The sequence below is a fragment of the Natronomonas sp. genome, from assembly GCF_028274965.1.
Taxonomy (GTDB): Archaea; Halobacteriota; Halobacteria; order Halobacteriales; family Haloarculaceae; genus Natronomonas.
This window is the reverse complement of record NZ_JAQCNO010000067.1, coordinates 16,467-32,218: the sequence shown is the minus strand read 5'-3', so window position 1 is coordinate 32,218 and position 15,752 is coordinate 16,467. Positions and strand designations below refer to the sequence as shown.

The 15,752-nt window shown below is 68.1% G+C and carries 17 protein-coding genes and 1 pseudogene; 9 read left to right on the top strand and 9 right to left on the bottom strand.

All coding sequences use genetic code 11. From position 1 onward, the window contains the following. Positions 1–91: 91 nt before the first annotated feature. Together Q0916_RS10510 and Q0916_RS12205 are read right to left on the bottom strand one after the other, a co-directional pair. A complete protein-coding gene (locus Q0916_RS10510; RefSeq protein WP_299237212.1) occupies positions 92–316 on the bottom strand; it encodes a hypothetical protein in 225 nt (74 codons plus the stop codon). Positions 317–339: 23 nt separating this feature from the next. Beyond that, on the bottom strand, positions 340–486 hold the full coding sequence (locus Q0916_RS12205) for a DUF7557 family protein (protein WP_422656521.1): 147 nt from the start codon (positions 484–486) through the stop codon (positions 340–342). A gap of 60 nt (positions 487–546) precedes the next feature. Between Q0916_RS12205 and Q0916_RS10505 the strand changes: the two genes are divergently transcribed. Further along, complete coding sequence (locus Q0916_RS10505) at positions 547–1,137, top strand: hypothetical protein (protein WP_299237211.1); 591 nt, start codon at positions 547–549, stop codon at positions 1,135–1,137. Between the two features lie 131 nt (positions 1,138–1,268). On the opposite strand, the pseudogene Q0916_RS10500 reads toward Q0916_RS10505, so the two are convergent. The 4 genes and pseudogenes from Q0916_RS10500 to Q0916_RS10485 form a co-directional block, all read right to left on the bottom strand. Continuing rightward, positions 1,269–1,544 (bottom strand): annotated as a pseudogene (locus Q0916_RS10500) (nucleolar); the annotation flags it as partial. Between the two features lie 60 nt (positions 1,545–1,604). Continuing rightward, positions 1,605–2,570: an NADPH:quinone reductase gene (locus tag Q0916_RS10495; protein ID WP_299237210.1), complete on the bottom strand. Its 966-nt coding sequence runs from the start codon at positions 2,568–2,570 to the stop codon at positions 1,605–1,607. A gap of 224 nt (positions 2,571–2,794) precedes the next feature. After that, positions 2,795–3,061 carry a hypothetical protein gene (locus Q0916_RS10490; RefSeq protein ID WP_299237209.1) on the bottom strand — a complete coding sequence of 89 codons (267 nt, stop codon included), beginning with the start codon at positions 3,059–3,061 and terminating at the stop codon, positions 2,795–2,797. Positions 3,062–3,167: 106 nt separating this feature from the next. Continuing rightward, positions 3,168–3,773 carry a hypothetical protein gene (locus Q0916_RS10485; protein ID WP_299237208.1) on the bottom strand — a complete coding sequence of 202 codons (606 nt, stop codon included), beginning with the start codon at positions 3,771–3,773 and terminating at the stop codon, positions 3,168–3,170. Between the two features lie 186 nt (positions 3,774–3,959). Between Q0916_RS10485 and Q0916_RS10480 the strand changes: the two genes are divergently transcribed. The 4 genes from Q0916_RS10480 (at position 3,960) to Q0916_RS10465 (ending at position 8,631) form a co-directional block, all read left to right on the top strand. Continuing rightward, entirely contained in the window at positions 3,960–4,745 is a 786-nt protein-coding gene (locus tag Q0916_RS10480) for an SDR family oxidoreductase (protein ID WP_299237207.1), read from the top strand. A gap of 228 nt (positions 4,746–4,973) precedes the next feature. After that, positions 4,974–6,578: an ABC transporter ATP-binding protein gene (locus Q0916_RS10475; protein WP_299237206.1), complete on the top strand. Its 1,605-nt coding sequence runs from the start codon at positions 4,974–4,976 to the stop codon at positions 6,576–6,578. Further along, positions 6,575–7,660, top strand: a complete 1,086-nt coding sequence (locus tag Q0916_RS10470) for an ABC transporter permease (RefSeq protein ID WP_299237205.1) — start codon at positions 6,575–6,577, stop codon at positions 7,658–7,660. Before Q0916_RS10475 ends, Q0916_RS10470 begins: the two co-directional genes overlap by 4 nt. Next, positions 7,657–8,631 carry an ABC transporter permease gene (locus Q0916_RS10465; protein WP_299237204.1) on the top strand — a complete coding sequence of 325 codons (975 nt, stop codon included), beginning with the start codon at positions 7,657–7,659 and terminating at the stop codon, positions 8,629–8,631. The genes Q0916_RS10470 and Q0916_RS10465 overlap by 4 nt, the downstream gene beginning before the upstream one ends. A gap of 124 nt (positions 8,632–8,755) precedes the next feature. Here Q0916_RS10465 and Q0916_RS10460 read toward each other — a convergent pair whose 3' ends face one another. Continuing rightward, complete coding sequence (locus Q0916_RS10460) at positions 8,756–9,940, bottom strand: BMP family ABC transporter substrate-binding protein (protein WP_299237203.1); 1,185 nt, start codon at positions 9,938–9,940, stop codon at positions 8,756–8,758. Positions 9,941–10,145: 205 nt separating this feature from the next. Between Q0916_RS10460 and Q0916_RS10455 the strand changes: the two genes are divergently transcribed. Beyond that, positions 10,146–12,005 carry an aldehyde ferredoxin oxidoreductase family protein gene (locus Q0916_RS10455; RefSeq protein ID WP_299237202.1) on the top strand — a complete coding sequence of 620 codons (1,860 nt, stop codon included), beginning with the start codon at positions 10,146–10,148 and terminating at the stop codon, positions 12,003–12,005. After that, a complete protein-coding gene (locus Q0916_RS10450; protein ID WP_299237201.1) occupies positions 12,005–12,286 on the top strand; it encodes a ubiquitin-like small modifier protein 1 in 282 nt (93 codons plus the stop codon). Before Q0916_RS10455 ends, Q0916_RS10450 begins: the two co-directional genes overlap by 1 nt. Positions 12,287–12,377: 91 nt before the next feature. On the opposite strand, the gene Q0916_RS10445 is transcribed toward Q0916_RS10450, so the two are convergent. Continuing rightward, positions 12,378–13,637 carry a magnesium transporter gene (locus Q0916_RS10445; RefSeq protein WP_299237200.1) on the bottom strand — a complete coding sequence of 420 codons (1,260 nt, stop codon included), beginning with the start codon at positions 13,635–13,637 and terminating at the stop codon, positions 12,378–12,380. 121 nt (positions 13,638–13,758) lie between these two features. Between Q0916_RS10445 and Q0916_RS10440 the strand changes: the two genes are divergently transcribed. After that, positions 13,759–14,145 carry a MaoC/PaaZ C-terminal domain-containing protein gene (locus tag Q0916_RS10440; protein WP_299237199.1) on the top strand — a complete coding sequence of 129 codons (387 nt, stop codon included), beginning with the start codon at positions 13,759–13,761 and terminating at the stop codon, positions 14,143–14,145. Between the two features lie 40 nt (positions 14,146–14,185). Here Q0916_RS10440 and Q0916_RS10435 read toward each other — a convergent pair whose 3' ends face one another. After that, the gene (locus Q0916_RS10435; protein ID WP_299237198.1) at positions 14,186–14,509 is read right to left on the bottom strand and encodes a tRNA-binding protein; all 324 of its coding nucleotides are present in this window, start codon (positions 14,507–14,509) and stop codon (positions 14,186–14,188) included. A 127-nt stretch (positions 14,510–14,636) separates the two neighbouring features. Here Q0916_RS10435 and Q0916_RS10430 point away from each other — a divergent pair, with 127 nt between their 5' ends. After that, positions 14,637–15,707: a glycosyltransferase gene (locus Q0916_RS10430; RefSeq protein ID WP_299237197.1), complete on the top strand. Its 1,071-nt coding sequence runs from the start codon at positions 14,637–14,639 to the stop codon at positions 15,705–15,707. The last annotated feature ends 45 nt before the right edge of the window (positions 15,708–15,752 follow it).

The window sequence follows — 15,752 nt, the reverse complement described above, 5'->3', positions numbered from 1 at the left end:
GGCTATTCACGACGGCTTCCCCTCCGGGGTGGTCGTTTTAGCTCCGTAGACGCGGGCGTCCCACCGCCCATTTCGGTTTCCCTCCCACATGCTACCCTTGGGCGCCAGCCTCGGCTTTGTCTGAGGTATCCACTTCACCGCCGGTCATGGAGCCAAGATGTAATCGGCCGTTGATTACGGTGTATTGTACCCGATTGACGGCTTCGGTGTCGACGCCGAGGGCCGCGAGGTCTTCCGGTGTGAGAAACACGGCCGCGCCAATAGGATCCCCGTCGCCATCGTGGGATACTCGTGCCTCGCGGGTTCCGTCAGCCATGTTGGAGCGGTCGTGAGGGCCGCTCATGGCATGCCCTCCGGCCGCGCTGGCGGCTCGTAATGGTCGGCCATCCGCGTGAGAAGGTCGTCGTAGGTCTCACCGGCGCGCTTACACGCTTTGATTCGTCGGCGGGTCTCGTCCGATACGGGGATACTCGAATTCCTAGACATGAGATTACGTTGATTAGAAAGATTATTAATACATGCGTATAGATTTTAGCGTACGATATCATGACTGGAAAACCGTCGGAGCGAGAACGCGGGATTCTATCGAAAAGGGACCGACAATACCTGCTAGGGCATAAATCGTACGACGACGCCAACGAACGGCGGGTGCGACAGGAGATTCGTACCCGTATACGAGAGAGTATCCAGGATTTTACCCTGTTACAAACGGCGCTTGACCACAGAGACCAACAGTTGATTTTCGATCCACACCGCGACAACAATCCGGAGTTCTCCAAGGGTTTGGTTAACTTATTCACATTTCTGTATCGGAACACCCAGACCCAGAATCCCGGCTTCGCGGCGATGTTGAGACGAGGCGTTCGGCAAGCTGAACGCGACATTCTCGGTGCCGAAAGAGACAGTGTGAGTGTCGAAGTTGAGTTTTCCGTCAACCGGTACCCTGTACATAAAACAGACTTCGAGCAGGTTGAGACGCAAGTCCGAAACCGTGACTTCGACGAAATCGATGAACACGAACTTCGAGCATTCCTGCGTCTCTACGCTCAGTCGGGCGAACTAGACGAGACTGTCCCGAGAGAAACCGCGGAGGAAATAATCGAAGAAATGTCAGTTGAGTCTAACGACGGAGGGTAGGGCTTGCCGGGGGCGGTCCGCCAAGGCGCGATGCTGTCACTCTCGCGGCTTTACAGGGATGTTATATCATTAGTCAGCCGATGTACGCGTTCATTTGGTCGGCTGGTTCACACAGTCAACTACTATAGATATCTGCTTATGTCGTCCATCGCCCGAACGGCGTGGATGAGCTGTCTGTCGTCGGCGGTCTCGGCCTCGCGGACGGCCGCCCGGGTCGCCGCCATCGTCGCCTCGCGGAGCCTGTCGTAGTAGTCGCCCTCGTCGGCGGCGAACCCCGATTCGACGGCCGCCCGGGGCCACTGCTCGGTGGTCTCCGCGGACCCCTCCCGTATCGCCGCGGCAGCCGCCTCCGATCCGGGGTCGACGCCGGCGAACCAGCCGCGATCGGCCGGACGTTCTCCTGTCATGCGTCCCCGTACTGCTGCCCCGCGTATATGCGTTCCCGAACCCGGGGCCGCGCCGGCCGGTCAGGGCTCGACGACGAGCTTCCCGAAGACGCTCTCGTTCAGCACGTCCCGCTGTGCGTCGGCGGCGTCCTTGAGGCCGTAGCGCCGGGCCACCGTCACAGAGAGCTCCCCGGTCGCCATCAGGTGGGCGACGCCCCGGAGCGGGACCCGCAGATCCGGCGCGTTGAACACGCTCATCAGCTGGTACTCGATGTCCTTGCCGCGCGCTCCCGCGACGTTCGAAAAGGCGGGCGCGGGATCGTTCTCGCCGATCCCGACGACGGTCGCGCCGGTCGCGGCGACGTCGGCGTCGAACTGGAGGTAGTCGTCGAGGCGGTGATCCAACACCGCGTCGACCCCGCCGTCGGACGCCTCGAGGACAGCCTCGGCGAGGTCCTCGCGGTCGTACCCGAGGACGGTGTCGGCGCCGAGTTCGGAGACAGCCTCGTGGTACGACGGATCGGCCGTCGCGATGGTTTGCGCCGAGACGGCCGACGCGATCTGGACGGCGACGTGCCCGACGCCGCCGGACCCGCCGTGGACGAGACAGTGCTCGGCCGGGTCGAGGTCGGCGTGATCGACGAGCGCGCGCCAGGCCGTACAGGCGACGACGCCCGCCGCGCCGGCCTCGAGCAGCGACACCCCCTCGGGCAGCGCGACGACGCGGTCCGTCGGCACCGTCGCGTACTCGGCGTAGGCCCCCTGAAATCCGCCGTTGCCGATCCCGGTCCCGTACACCCGATCGCCGGCCGAAAACCCCGACACGCCGTCGCCGGTTTCGACGACCGTCCCCGAGAAATCGACGCCGGGCGTAAACGGGAGCCCGACGGGCTCGTACGAGCCGTCCCGGAAGTACGTGTCGACGGGGTTGACCCCGGCCGCCGCCACCTCGACGAGGAGCTCCCCGCTCGCCGGGTTAGGGCGATCGATCGATGCCACCCGCAGCGTCTCCGGGCCGCCGTGCTCCGAGAGCCGAACTGCCTGCATGGCGGGACCGGGCGCGCCGAACCCACTAAAACCGTCCGGTCGCCCGCGCCCGTTGGCCCCCGCCGGAGGGCACCCTTTTATCGACGTCCGTCGACGTTCCGGACGCCATGACGACCCTCGTTACCGACGTGGCGGAAACGGTCGAGGCCGCGCCGGGATCGCCGGCGATCGTTTCCGACGACGCGATGTTGAGCTACGGCGCCTTCTTGCCGCGGCCGTTGGGCTCAGCGGTCCGGCTCGGAGGAATCCTCCGGGTTCCCGCTGACCCGCTCCATCGCGAGCCCGGCGATCCCCGCCGCGGCGAGCCCGATCCCGAGGGCGCGCAGCTGTCGGACGTACGCGGGTTTGGCCTCGAGGTCGTCGGCGTTCTCGAAGTTCGTCCCGAGCAGCCGCTTGATGACCGCGACGCTCACGCCCGGCGCGAGCGCGCTGAGCAGTCCCTGTCCGATCGCCCACGCCGACCCGATCGTCCGGCATCGTTGTCCGTTCATCACGTGTACACACAGGCCGCGAGGCGCTGATTAGGGTTGCGGTACGACCGGGATCCGGCGTCGTCCCACCGTACCGTGGCGGTATATACCGCGCCGGCGCGCCGGTTCACCGATCGGTTCCGCGTTCGGGCTCAGTTTCAGGTTCGGGTTCGGGTTCGGGTTCGGCGCCCCCACCGGTTCGTTCCTTACCCTTGAGGTCCTCATCCGTCGCGTTCGCGCCGTCGGCCGCCGCGTTGGCCCCCGTTCCGGTATCACCTGGACCGACGTCCTCGGAGCCGTCCTCTACGGTGTCGGTCCCGTCTTCGGCGCTCCCGCGCGAGCCGTCTCCGCTCCGCTCGCCGGTCGAACGCGCCGAACCTGCGTCGGCCCCGCCCGACCCGTCGCCGCTCGGTTCTTCCTCTATCAACTGGCCATCGACGGTGTTGACGACCGCGGTGCCGTGTATCTTGAACAGCAGCGCCGTCTTGCCGATGCGTCGGAGCAACAGCCCGCCGACCACCCCGACGACGGCGACCGGAAGGTTGTAGGGCGCCCCGAGGGCGGCCCCGAGTAGCCCCTGCACCCCGCCTGCCGCCCCCGGAAGCGCCGAGAGCGCCGGTTCGATCACGCCGATCCACAGCGAGACCGCCGCGATCCCGCCGCCGATCAGGTTCGGCACGAACGCCACGGCGTGGTACTTCAGCGCCTTTTTGAACGCGACAGCGAATCGCATACCAAATTGTCTCCGGGTGTCGTATAAAAACTTGGGACGCGATCCCCCGACGGGAGCTCTCGCGGGCTCGCCCTCGGCCCGAAGCGGGCTCCGATCGACGCCGCGCTCGGTTCGGTTCCGCGCTCGGTCCGGCTCGGGGCGTCCGGCGTCGGCAGGTTTCATACGTCCGGCCGACGGGCGTTCGGTATGGATCTCGGACTCGCGAACGACACGGCGCTCGTCACGGCGTCGAGCAGCGGTCTCGGGCGAGCCTGCGCGCGGGCGCTTGCAAACGAAGGGGCCAACGTCGTCTGTAACGGACGCGACCGGGACAGACTCGACGCCGCGGTCGAGGCGCTCGAGGGGACCCCCGGCACCGTCCGCGGCGTGGCGGCCGACCTGACTGATCCCGACGCCATCGACGCGCTGGTCTCCGAAACCGTCGACACCTTCGGCGGGTTGGATCACCTCGTGACGAACGTCGCCGGGCCCTCGACGGCGCGGGCACTCGACATCGACGACGGAACGTGGCAGGCGACGTACGACCTGTTGTTCATGAGCGCGCTCCGGTCGATCCGGACCGCCGCTCCGGCGCTGACGGAGGGCGGTGGGTCGATCGTGATGATGACCTCCCGGACGACCCGCGAGATCATCGAGGAGTACGCCCTCTCGAACGTCTTCCGGCTCGCGCTCGTCGGGCTGAACAAGACGCTCGCAAAGGAACTGGCCCCGGAGGTCCGCGTCAACGCGGTCGCGCCCGGCCCCTTCGAGACCGGTCGGATCGGTACGCTGGTGGCCGAAAGCGTCGAGAGCGGCCGCTTCGAGTCCCGGGAGGCGGCCTACGAGGCGTGGGCCGGCGACGTCCCGCTCGGGCGGCCCGGAGAGCCCTCGGAACTCGGCGATCTGGTCGCGTATCTCGCCTCCGAGCGGGCCAGCTACGTCACCGGTGCGACGGTCCCGATCGACGGCGGCGTCACCGACGCGCCGCTCTGAGAGCCGCCAGCGCCGAATGGTAACCTTTGAGACCCGCGGCGTAGTTCGAACGGTATGTCCCGTTCCGACCGCGGTTCGGACGGCGCGTCCCGCCCCCGCGTCCGCCGCCTCGAGCGGACCGAGGCGGCACGGATCAAGTATTGCAGCTACCGAAAGAAACCAACGGACGGTCGCTGTCCCATCGAACCATGAGCGCTCCCGTCCTCCCGACCGGAACGGACCGTGACGATGTCTGAGGCTGACCCGATCCTCTCGGTCGAGAACCTCACCAAGCGCTTCGACGATGTCGTCGCAAACGACGACATCGACCTGACGGTCCGCCGCGGCGAGGTCCACGGCCTCCTCGGCGAGAACGGCGCCGGAAAGAGCACGCTGATGAACGTCCTCTATGGGCTGTACAGCCCGACGAGCGGGCGGATCGTCTTCGACGGCGAGGAGCGGTCCTTCGAGTCCCCGAAGGACGCGATCGACGCGGGCATCGGCATGGTGCATCAGCACTTCATGCTCGTTCCGCGGATGAGCGTCCTCGAGAACATCGTCCTTGGCGAGCGAGAAACCGCCTCCGGGGGCGCGGACGGGGGGCTGTTGTCCGGGCTCAAAGCGATGCTGTCCCGGAGCCGCGAGGGGCCCCGATCGCGGATCGAGCGACTCTCCGAGGAGTACGGCCTGGCGGTCGATCCGGATGCCAAGGTCTGGGAGCTCGACATCGGCGAACGGCAGCGCGTCGAGATTCTGAAGGCCCTCTATCGCGACGTCGAGCTGTTGATCCTCGACGAGCCGACGGCGGTGTTGACGCCGAACGAGGCCGAACGCATGTTCGAGACGATCCGAACGCTCGTCGAGGAGGGGCTCACGGTCGTGTTCATCACGCACAAACTGTGGGAGATCGATCGGATGGCCGACCGCGTGACCGTCCTGCGCGACGGCCGGCGGATCGAGACCGTCGACGCCGACTCGGTCAGCGAGGCCGACCTCGCCGAGAAGATGGTCGGCCGGGAGGTGCTGTTCCGCCTCGACAAGGAGCCCGTTTCGGTCGGCGATCCGGTCCTTGAGGCCGCGGACCTCAGCGTCTCGGACGACCGCGGGACGACGGCGCTGTCCGGCGTCGACGTGACCGTTCGACGCGGCGAGATCGTCGGGATCGCCGGTGTCAGCGGGAACGGCCAGCGGGAGCTCGCCGAGAGCCTGATCGGCTTTCGGCCCCTCGAGGACGGCGAAATAGCGATCGACGGCCGAGACCTCACCGGAGCGAAGCCGCGGGCGTTCGTCGACGCGGGGGTCTCGTTCGTCCCCGAGGACCGCTACCGGTACGGCTGTGCGTCGGGTCTCAGCGTGATGCACAACGCCGGGGTCAAGACGTACCGCGACGGGCTCGGCGGCGACGGCCCCTTCGTCGACTACGACGCCATGGCCGAGTACGCAGACGACCTCGTTTCGGTCTTCGACGTCCGCGGCGTCGGGGACGTCCGGGCGACGCCCGCCGGCGAGCTCTCCGGCGGGAACCTCCAGAAGCTCATCCTGGGCCGGGAGATGCGGCGCTCGCCGGAGGTGCTCGTGGCAAACCAGCCCACCCGCGGGGTCGACGTCGGCGCGATCGAGAACATCAGAGAGCTCATGCTCGAACAGCGGACGGCCGGGACCGGTGTGTTGATGATCTCCGAGGACCTCGACGAACTGCTTGACGTGAGCGATCGCATCCTCGTTATGTACGACGGCGAGTTCGTCCACGAGACGACCCCGGCCGAGACCGATCGCTGGGAGCTCGGCATGTACATGTCGACCGGAACGGCACCGACGACGGACGAACGCGCGCCGACGACGGAGCCCACATGAGCCCCACCGTCGAGTTCGAGCGCCGCGATTCGCTGCCGCGGTGGCTCGCCTACGCCGCCCCGCTGCTAACGGTTCTGGCGGCGCTCGGCATCGCCGCGGTCCCGCTCGTGTGGATCGGCGTCAACCCCCTCGTCGCCTACGCGACGGTGTTCGTCGTTCAGCCCTCGAGCATCGGCGGGCTCGCGGACGTCCTCACGACCACGCTCCCGCTGTTTCTCGCCGGACTGGCGGTGTACATCCCGCTGAAGGCGGGGCTGTGGAACGTCGGCGCGGAGGGACAGCTGTTCGTCGGCGCGGTCGTCGGCAGCTACGTCGGGCTGAACGCCGACCTCCCGCGGCCGCTGTTGGTGCCGTCGATGCTCATTGCGGCGACGGTCGTCTCCGCTCTCTACGGCGCGATCCCGGGGTATCTCCGGGCCGAACACGACGTCAACGAGATCATCTCCTCGCTGATGCTCACGTTCGCGGCGACGACGTTCACCGGGTACCTCCTCCGCGGTCCGATACAGGGGTCGGGCGGACAGACCGCCACGGACCGCCTGCCCGAGGCCGCTCAGCTCCCGACGGCGTTTCACCCCCGGCTCCACGTCGGTGTCGTCGCGCTGGCGGTCGTCGGGGTCTTCGCGTACCTGCTTTTGAGCCGGACGCGGTTCGGGTACGAGACCACGTTCGCCGGATCGAACCCCGAGGCGGCCGCACAGGCCGGCATCAGCACGTACAAGGTGTACGTCGTTGTGTTCGTCGTCGGCGGCTGTCTAGCCGGCCTGGCCGGGATCATCGAGGTCGCCGGGGTCCACGGCCGGCTGTTCGAGGACTTCTCGCCGCAGTACGGCTTCACCGCGATCGCCGTTGCGCTGCTCGGGCGAAACGGCGTCCTTCGGGTGTTTCTCGCCGCGGCCTTCTTCGGCGTGCTCACCGCGGGTGGCACGACCCTCGCGATCACGCAGAACGTCCCGACGGCGCTGATAGACGTCATCGTCGCGCTCACGATCCTCTGTCTGTTGACCGCCGAGTTCATCAAGGAGTACCGGATCCGCCTCGAGCGGGGCGGCTCCGATCCGAGCGCGGAGGGGGCCGCATGACGCTCGTCGCCGGCGTGCTCGAATCGACGGTCCGGCTCGCAACGCCGCTGCTGTTGGCCGCGATGGGCGAGATCATCGCCGAGCGGAGCGGCGTCCTCAACCTCGGCGTCGAGGGGATGATGCTCGGCGGCGCGCTCACCGGCTTTGCCGCCGCGGTCGCCTCCGGCAGCCTTGTCGTCGGATTCATAGCCGGAACGGCGATCGGCGCGGCGATGGCGCTGTTGCACGCCGTTCTGTGCGTCTCCTTCGAGGCCGATCAGGTCATAAGCGGCATTATGCTCACCCTCCTCGGTGTCGGGCTGACGACGTACTTCAGCCAGGGGTGGGTCGGCGAGAGCATCGAGGGGTTCCGGACGATCACGGTCCCGCTGCTCTCGGAGATCCCGGTCGTCGGCGCCGCGTTCTTCAGCGTCACCGCGCTCGATTACCTCGGGTTGGCGCTCGTCCCGTTCGTGTGGTATCTCCTCTTTCGGACGAACGTCGGCAGGGAGATCACCGCCGTCGGCGACGACCCCGAAACGGCCGACACCGCCGGCGTCCCCGTCTACCGGATCCAGTACGCCTGCGTCGTCCTCGGCGGCGCGTTCGCCGGGGCTGGCGGCGCGCAGCTCTCGCTCGCGTTCACGAACTTCTGGGCCCCCGAGATGGTCGCCGGTCGCGGGTGGATCGCCGTCGCCTTGGTCATTTTCGCGCAGTGGCGGATCTGGCGCGTGCTCGCCGGCACCTACTTCTTCGCCGCAATCGACGCGCTCTCGTTTCGCGCGGCGGCGGTCCGGGACGCGACGCTCGGCGTCCTCGACACCCCGGCGCTCGAGTCGACCGTCCGGTTTCTGTTGAACCCGCAGGTCATGAACACGTACCCGTACCTCCTGACGATCGCCGTGTTGTGGTACGTCATGCGGCGCGGGACGCTCGCTGAACTCGGGGCCCCGTCGGCGCTGTTGGAGTCCTACAGCAGAGAACGGGACTGACCGACGCCGCTGCCCTCGGCCACGATAGGCCTCCGGACGGCGCTCTCGAACTGAGGCGGGGTGACACGGGACAGAACAGGTCCGGACGAAACGCGACGGGACGGGATCTCGGGCGTCGCTCCGCTCAGAGCTCGTCGCCGTCGATGTTGTCCAAACCGAGCGTGTCGGATCCGAAGAGGATCTCCTCGTCGGTCCGGTCGGCGTACGGCGTCCCGCTCCAGACGATCTCGTCGGCGTCGCCGTCGATCATCTCATCTCTGATCCCCATGACCTCCTCGAGGACGTCCTCGGGGACCTCGGGGCCGGGCTCGCTCAGGGCCGCGGCGCCCTCTCCGATCCCGGGGAACGTCATCCCGGCCTCCCACTCGCCGTCGCGGGCGGCCTCGATGAGGGGGACGTACGTCTCCTCCCAGTTGAACACCGGCGTCATCAGGTAGTTCTCGCCGGCGAACTCGCTCATCGACTGCGCGTAGCCGCTCCCCCAGATGCCGTTCTCGGCCGCCGTCTCGATCGCCGCCGCCGAGTCTTGGTGTTGGGCCATGACGTCGACGTCCTCGTCGTCGATCAGCGTCTGGGCGTTCTCGCCCTCCGTCGGCGGGTCGTACCAGGCGTTCGTCCACCGGAGATACAGCGTCGCGTCGGCGTTCGCGTCGGCCAGCCCGGACGCGAAGGCGTTGATGTCCTGATAGACCGTCGAGACCGGGTTGGCGGCGACGTACCCCACGCTGTCGTTCTCGGTGAGCATCCCCGCGGCGTAGCCGACGAGGTACCGGGCGTGGTACAGCTTCACGTAGTACGAGCCGTAGTTTTCCCCGGTGTCGATCCCCGAGGCGACCTCGAAGGCCGTCTCGGGGTACTGCTCGGACGCGGCCGCCATCGGATCGGTGAAGCTCGCGCTGGCGCCGAAGACGATGTCGAACCCCTGCTCGGCGTACTGACTCGCCGTCTGTTCGACGTTCGCGGCGTCAACGTTCTCGACGAAGTCGCTCTCGAGATCGTCCATCGCCTCGACGGTCGCCTGCCGCCCGCCGTCGTGCGAGGCCGTCCAGCCCTGATCGCCGGCGTCGGCGAAGTAGATCCACGCAGCGGAGACGACCGCGTCGTCGCCGCTGCCGTCACCGCCGCTTCCGTCCCCGTTTCCGTTGCCGTTGCCGCCACCGCCGTTGCCGTTGCCGTTCCCGCCGTTGCCGTTGCCGCCGCCGTTGCCCGCACACCCAGCGGCGAGCGCGACCCCGGACGCGCCGGCGGTCGAAAGTAGCTGTCGTCTCGAAACGAACGTCTTGGTTCCGTCCTCAGTCGGATCGGGCATGGAGCCGGTTCTGCCCGCTGTCTAATAAAAGAACTGGATCCACACTATTCCCGATGCAGCCTGACCGTCCATGCGACTTCTCGACGGTAAACCAAACGTATATATGCCTTGAGGCGCTGAAGTTAGCACTGAACGAGCCGCCGCCGCGTATCGTCGGCGGCGCTTACGAGGTTTTAAGACGACTCGTTCCCCCATTCAATTGTTAATGAGCGATACGCTGCCCCCCGTGTACGGAGGCAAGATACTACACGTACACCTCGACACCGGCGAGACCGAAACGGAAGCGATCGCCCCCGAGGACGCCCGTCGGTTCCTCGGCGGCAACGGGTTCGTCGCCAAGCAGGTCGCCGAGCACGTGCCGGCCGACGCCGACGCCTTCGACCCCGAGAACGTCTTAGCGATGGCGGTCGGGCCGATGAACGCCACGCCGTTCCAGTCGACCTCCCGGGGCGTGCTCGGGTTCATAAGCCCCATGACGGACGGCTTTTTCGATTCCACGTTTGGGGGGACGCTGCCGCAGGCGCTCAAGACGACCGGCTTCGAGGTGGTCGTGCTCCACGGGCGGGCCGACGAGGACTCCTACGTACTCGTCCACGAGGACGGCGCCGAGATAAAGCCGGCCGACGGCCTCGCCGGAGCCGAGACCTACGAGACGTGCCAGGAGATCCGCGACCGCGAGGGGGTCGGCTACGACACGCACGTCCTCGCCAACGGACCGGCCGGCGAGAACCAGGTCCGGTACGCCTGTCTGGTCCACGAATCGGAGATCCGCGAGGGGGTCGCCGGCCGGGGCGGGTCCGGCGCGGTGTTGGGATCGAAGAACGTGAAGGCGATCGCCGTCCAGGGCGGGGAGTTCGAGCCCGAACCCGCCGGCGGGCTGCGCGGACGGTCGGTCCAGCAGATGGGGCGGCTGATGGCGGACACCGAGATGCTCCAGGAGTACGGCACCGCGGGTCTCGTCAACCCGATCAACGAGATGGGCAAACTCGGCCAGCGGAACATGCAGACCGAACGGGCCGACCCCGACGACGCCGAGGCGATAAGCGGCGAGACGCTGCGGGACGAGTACGTCACCGAGGATACGACCTGTGCCAACTGTGCGGTCAAGTGCGGCAAACACGTCTCCGTCGAGTCCGAGGGGGTGACCGAGGCGAAGATCCCGGAGTTCGAGTCGCTTTTCGGTACGGCCACGCTACAGGAGGTCTACGACATCGAACGCGTCATCAAAGCCAACGACCTCTGTGACCGCCTGGGCCTCGATACGATCTCGTGGGGCGTCACGGTCGCGTTCGCGCGGGAGTGCCGCGAGCGGGGCCTGCTCGACGACAACGATTCGCCGCACCTCTCGTTCGGCGACGCCGACGGATTGGTCGAACTCGCCCGCAAGACGGCCCGCCGGGAGGACTTCGGCGACGACCTCGCCGAGGGCTCCTTCCGGCTCGCCGAATCGCTCGAGGAGGGGGCCGAACGGTACCTCTACGGCGCGAAGGGCTTGGAGTTCGCCGCCCACTCCGCGCGCGGACTGAAGGGGATGAGCATCGGCTACGCGACGGCGACGCGCGGGGGATCGCACCACGACACGCGGCCGACGATGCAGTACGACGGCCACCACGACGAGACCACCGAGGGCACCCCCGAGTTCGCCGCCCGGATCCAACACTTCACCGCGCTCGGTGACTCGCTGACGCAGTGTCGCTTCGTCAGCGAGGGCGGGTGGGGGACGGAGATCAACGAGAGCTACACCGAGGCCATAAACCTCGCGACCGGCTGGGAGCTCTCCGTCGAGGACGTCGAGCGCATCGGCGAGCGGATCTACAACCTCGAGCGGCTGATCAACGCCGCGCGGGACGTCGCCGACCGCGACGCCGACACGCTGCCGCATCGGGTCATGAACGAGCCGATCTCCGATGGCCCCGCCGAGGGGATGTACTGTCCGCCCGAGGAGTTAGATGCGATGCTGGACACGTACTACCGGTTCCGCGGGTGGAACGACAACGGCCACCCGACGATGGACACGGTCGAACGCCTCGATCTCGCCGACGTCGCCGCGGCCGTCTCGGAGTGATGGAGGTCGAACTCCGATTTTTCGCGACGGTGCGGGAGGCGGTCGGAAAGCGAACGACACGCCGGGCGTTCGATCCGGGAGCGACGGTCCGGGACGCCCTCGCCGACACCGAGACCCGGGTGCCGGAACTGGAGGGCCGCCTGCTCGCCGACGACGGGGGCGTCGCCCGGGGCATCACGGTGATGCGAAACGGCACCAACGTGACGCACTACGACGGCGCGGATACCGAGTTGGCGGACGGCGACAGCCTCTCGATCACGCCGCCGGTCACCGGCGGGTGAATCGGGCCGTTCCGGTCGCCCGCCCGTGGTGCGTTTCGGTCCCGCTCTGAGAGCGCCCCGACCCTTTCGGCGCCCTCGGCGAAAACGCCGCCTACAACAGGACCGCCTGCGCCAGCCCGAGGAAGACGAAAAACCCGAGCACGTCCGTCGCCGTCGTGATGAATATCGTCGCCGACGTGGCCGGGTCGTACCCGATCCGATCGAGCACCAGCGGCGTGAGCGCCCCGAAAAAGCCCGCGATGACGAGGTTCGCGACCATCGAGACCCCGATGACGGCCCCCAAAAGGAGGCCGAACTCGGCAAAGGAGAAGGCGGTCGCGATCACGGCGACGAGCACGCCGATTATCACCCCGTTGACGGCGCCCGCGACGGCCTCGTTGAGGACGACGCGCTTGCCGGTGGCGATCGACACCTCGCCGAGGGAGATCCCGCGGACCGTGACCGCCATCGCCTGCGTGCCGGCGTTTCCGCCCATCCCGGCGACGACGGGCATGTACGCCGCGAGGATGGCGACGGCGGTGATCGTCGACTCGAACAGCCCGACGACCGCCGCGGCCATGAACGCCGTCCCGAGGTTGAGGATCAGCCACTTGTACCGCTGTCGCACCTTCCTGACGGGGCCGTCGAGGACGCTTTCGGCCTCCGCGACGCCGGTGAACTCATAAAGCGTTTCGCCTCGTGCGTCCTCGAGGGACCGCAACAGGTCCTCGGCGAAGAGCACCCCGAGAACGTCGCCCTCCTCGTCGAGCACGGCGACGGTCCGCTCGCGGTTCTCCCTGAAGACCCTGAGCACCTCCTCGTCCTCGCGGTCGTACCGGACCGAGGGCGCCTCCCGCACGTAGTCGCCGATCGCCTCCGTGTCGTGGTCCGCGACGGACAGCACCGCACCGGGGAGTTCGCCGCGCAGTGTCCCCTCGTCGGTGACGAAGATCGTCGGGACGCGGCCCGTTCGATCACTGAACCGACGGACGCGCTCCGTCACCTCCGAGAACGTCCGCGCCGCGTCGACGGTGACGTAATCGAGGCTCATCAGCCCGGCCGCGCTCTCGGGGTCGAACGACAGCAGGAAGTCGATCCGCTCGCGGCGCTCGCTGTCGAGCGTGGCCAAAAGCGCCTCGCGCGCCTCCTCGTCCGCGTAGCCGAGGACGTCCGTCACCTCGTCGGGATCGAGCCGCCCGATGAACGACTCCAGTTCGGCGCGGTCCATGTCCCCGACGAGGACGCTCCGGACGTCCTCCGAGAGCCCGAAGAACACGTCGCGCCACTCGTGTCCGGGCAGGTCCACGAACGGGGCCGACGGCTCCGGCGACGCCGCGATCGCCTCCTGTACGTCCGGGGACTGCCGTGCCATACCCCCACCGTCCCGTGCCACCCACTAAACGGTACGCGATGCCCCGCGGGCCGCGGCCGCGCCGGCGACCGAGCGGTCCCCGGTCGATCGATTCAAACCCCGCGGCGCCGAGAGACGACGCATGGACACGCCACGGGAGGGCGAGACGATCACGTACGAGCGGACGTTCACCGTCGAGGAGGTGCGGCGTTTCGCCGAGATCTCCGGGGACACACAGCCCCGACACACCGAACCGGACGGGGACGGGCGCGTGATGGTCCAGGGCCTTCTGACCGCGACGATGCCGACGAAACTGGGCGGCGACCGGGAGGTGCTGGCGCCGAGGATGTCCTTCGAGTTCGTCGAACCCGTCTACACGGGCGAGCGGATCACCTGCCTGGCGACGTACGACGCGGTCACCGAGCGCGCCGACGGCTACGCGTTCACCTGGGACGTCGTCTGTGAGAACGACGCGGGCGACACGGTCATCGAAGCGACGATCGACGGGATCGTCCGCGACGCCGAGTGATCCGAGCGACGACCGCCGGTCGCGGCCGCGAGGACGCCGATCAGTACAGCGTCCCGCCGAGCGGCACCGTCTCCTCGGGGGTGACGAGCACCGGCGTTCCGTCCTCGCCCGGGACGCCGACGGTCAGCGCCTCGGATTCGAACCCGGCGATCCGGACCGACCCGAGATCGGTCGCACACAGGACCTGCTCGCCGACGAGCTCCGACGCGTCGTGGTGGTACCCGAGCTGTGCCGCCGACCGAAGCGACTCGTCACCGACGTCGAGTCGGAGCTTGATCAACTCCGGCTTCTCGGCCTCGGGGAACGGTTCGGCGTCCGTTACCTCCGCGACGCGGATCGTCGCGTCGAAGAGTGTCTCCGTCATCGCCCGAGGGGTCGGCCCCGCGGCGATTAGCTCTATCGGTCGACGCGACGGAGGCGCCGCGGCGGACGAAAACCCCTATTCCGATCGGGGACGGATCCTCCCGTACGGTCGGCCACGCGAGTGACACATGAGGATCGGATTCTTCACCGACAGCTACTTTCCCGGCATCGACGGCGTCACGTACACCGTGCGGGCCTGGCGCGAGCGCCTCGAGTCCGACGGACACGACGTCTACGTGATCTACCCGGCGAGCGACTACGAGCCGGGCGACCGGGAGATCCCCGTCGGCTCGCTCCCGAACCCGTTTTACCGGCAGTACCCGGTCCCCGTGTACGGCCGCGTCTCGGCGCTGCCGGCGTTCGACGTCGTTCACTGCCACGGTCCCGCCGCGACGGGGCTCATGGGCAGGCGCTATGCGGACACACGCGGCGTGCCGGCGGTCTACACGCACCACACCCCCGTCGAGGAGTACTTCGCCGGCGGGCTGGGCTCGGAGCGCCTCGCCGCGGTCCTCGGGCGGCTCTACGTGGCATACGAGAACCGGCTGCTCCGGTCGTTCGACTGCGTGACGGCCTCGACGCCGCGGATCCGACGGCGCGTCGACCCCCGGACACTCCCGGTCGGCGTCGAGCTGGACACGTTCCGTCCGCGGGCGGGCGGACCGTTCGGAGCCGACGCCCCCGTCGTCGGATACAGCGGCCGGATGACGGAGAACAAGAACGTCGACGAGCTGCTCCGGCTCGCCGAGCGGATGCCGCGCGCGCGGTTTCACCTGGTCGGCGAGGGCCCGGCGCGCGGTTCGCTCGAACGCGCGGCGCCCGACAACGTCGCGTTCCACGATTTCGTCCCCCGCGAGCGGCTCCCGGCGGTGTACTCCGCCTTCGACGTGTTCGTCACCGCGTCGACCTGTGACACCCTCGGGCTGTCCTCGCTCGAGGCCAACGCCTGCGGCACGCCGGTCGCCGCGGCCGCCGTTTCGCCGTTCGACGAGACGATCGGGCCGGACAACGGCGCGCTCTTCGAGTACCGGAACGTCGCGGACATGCGGCGGGCGGTGGTCGACTGCCTCGAGGGCGACCGGCCCACCCGGCGGGCCGTCGAACGCTTCGGCATCTCCGAGACCATCGCGGAACTGGAGGCGATCTATGACCGCCTGCTCGCCGCCGAGAGCCCGCCGCGTGGTTCGCCCCGCCGGTGAGCGTCCGTCCGCGGCGGCGGCCGTATCGACGCCCAACCCCGGGTA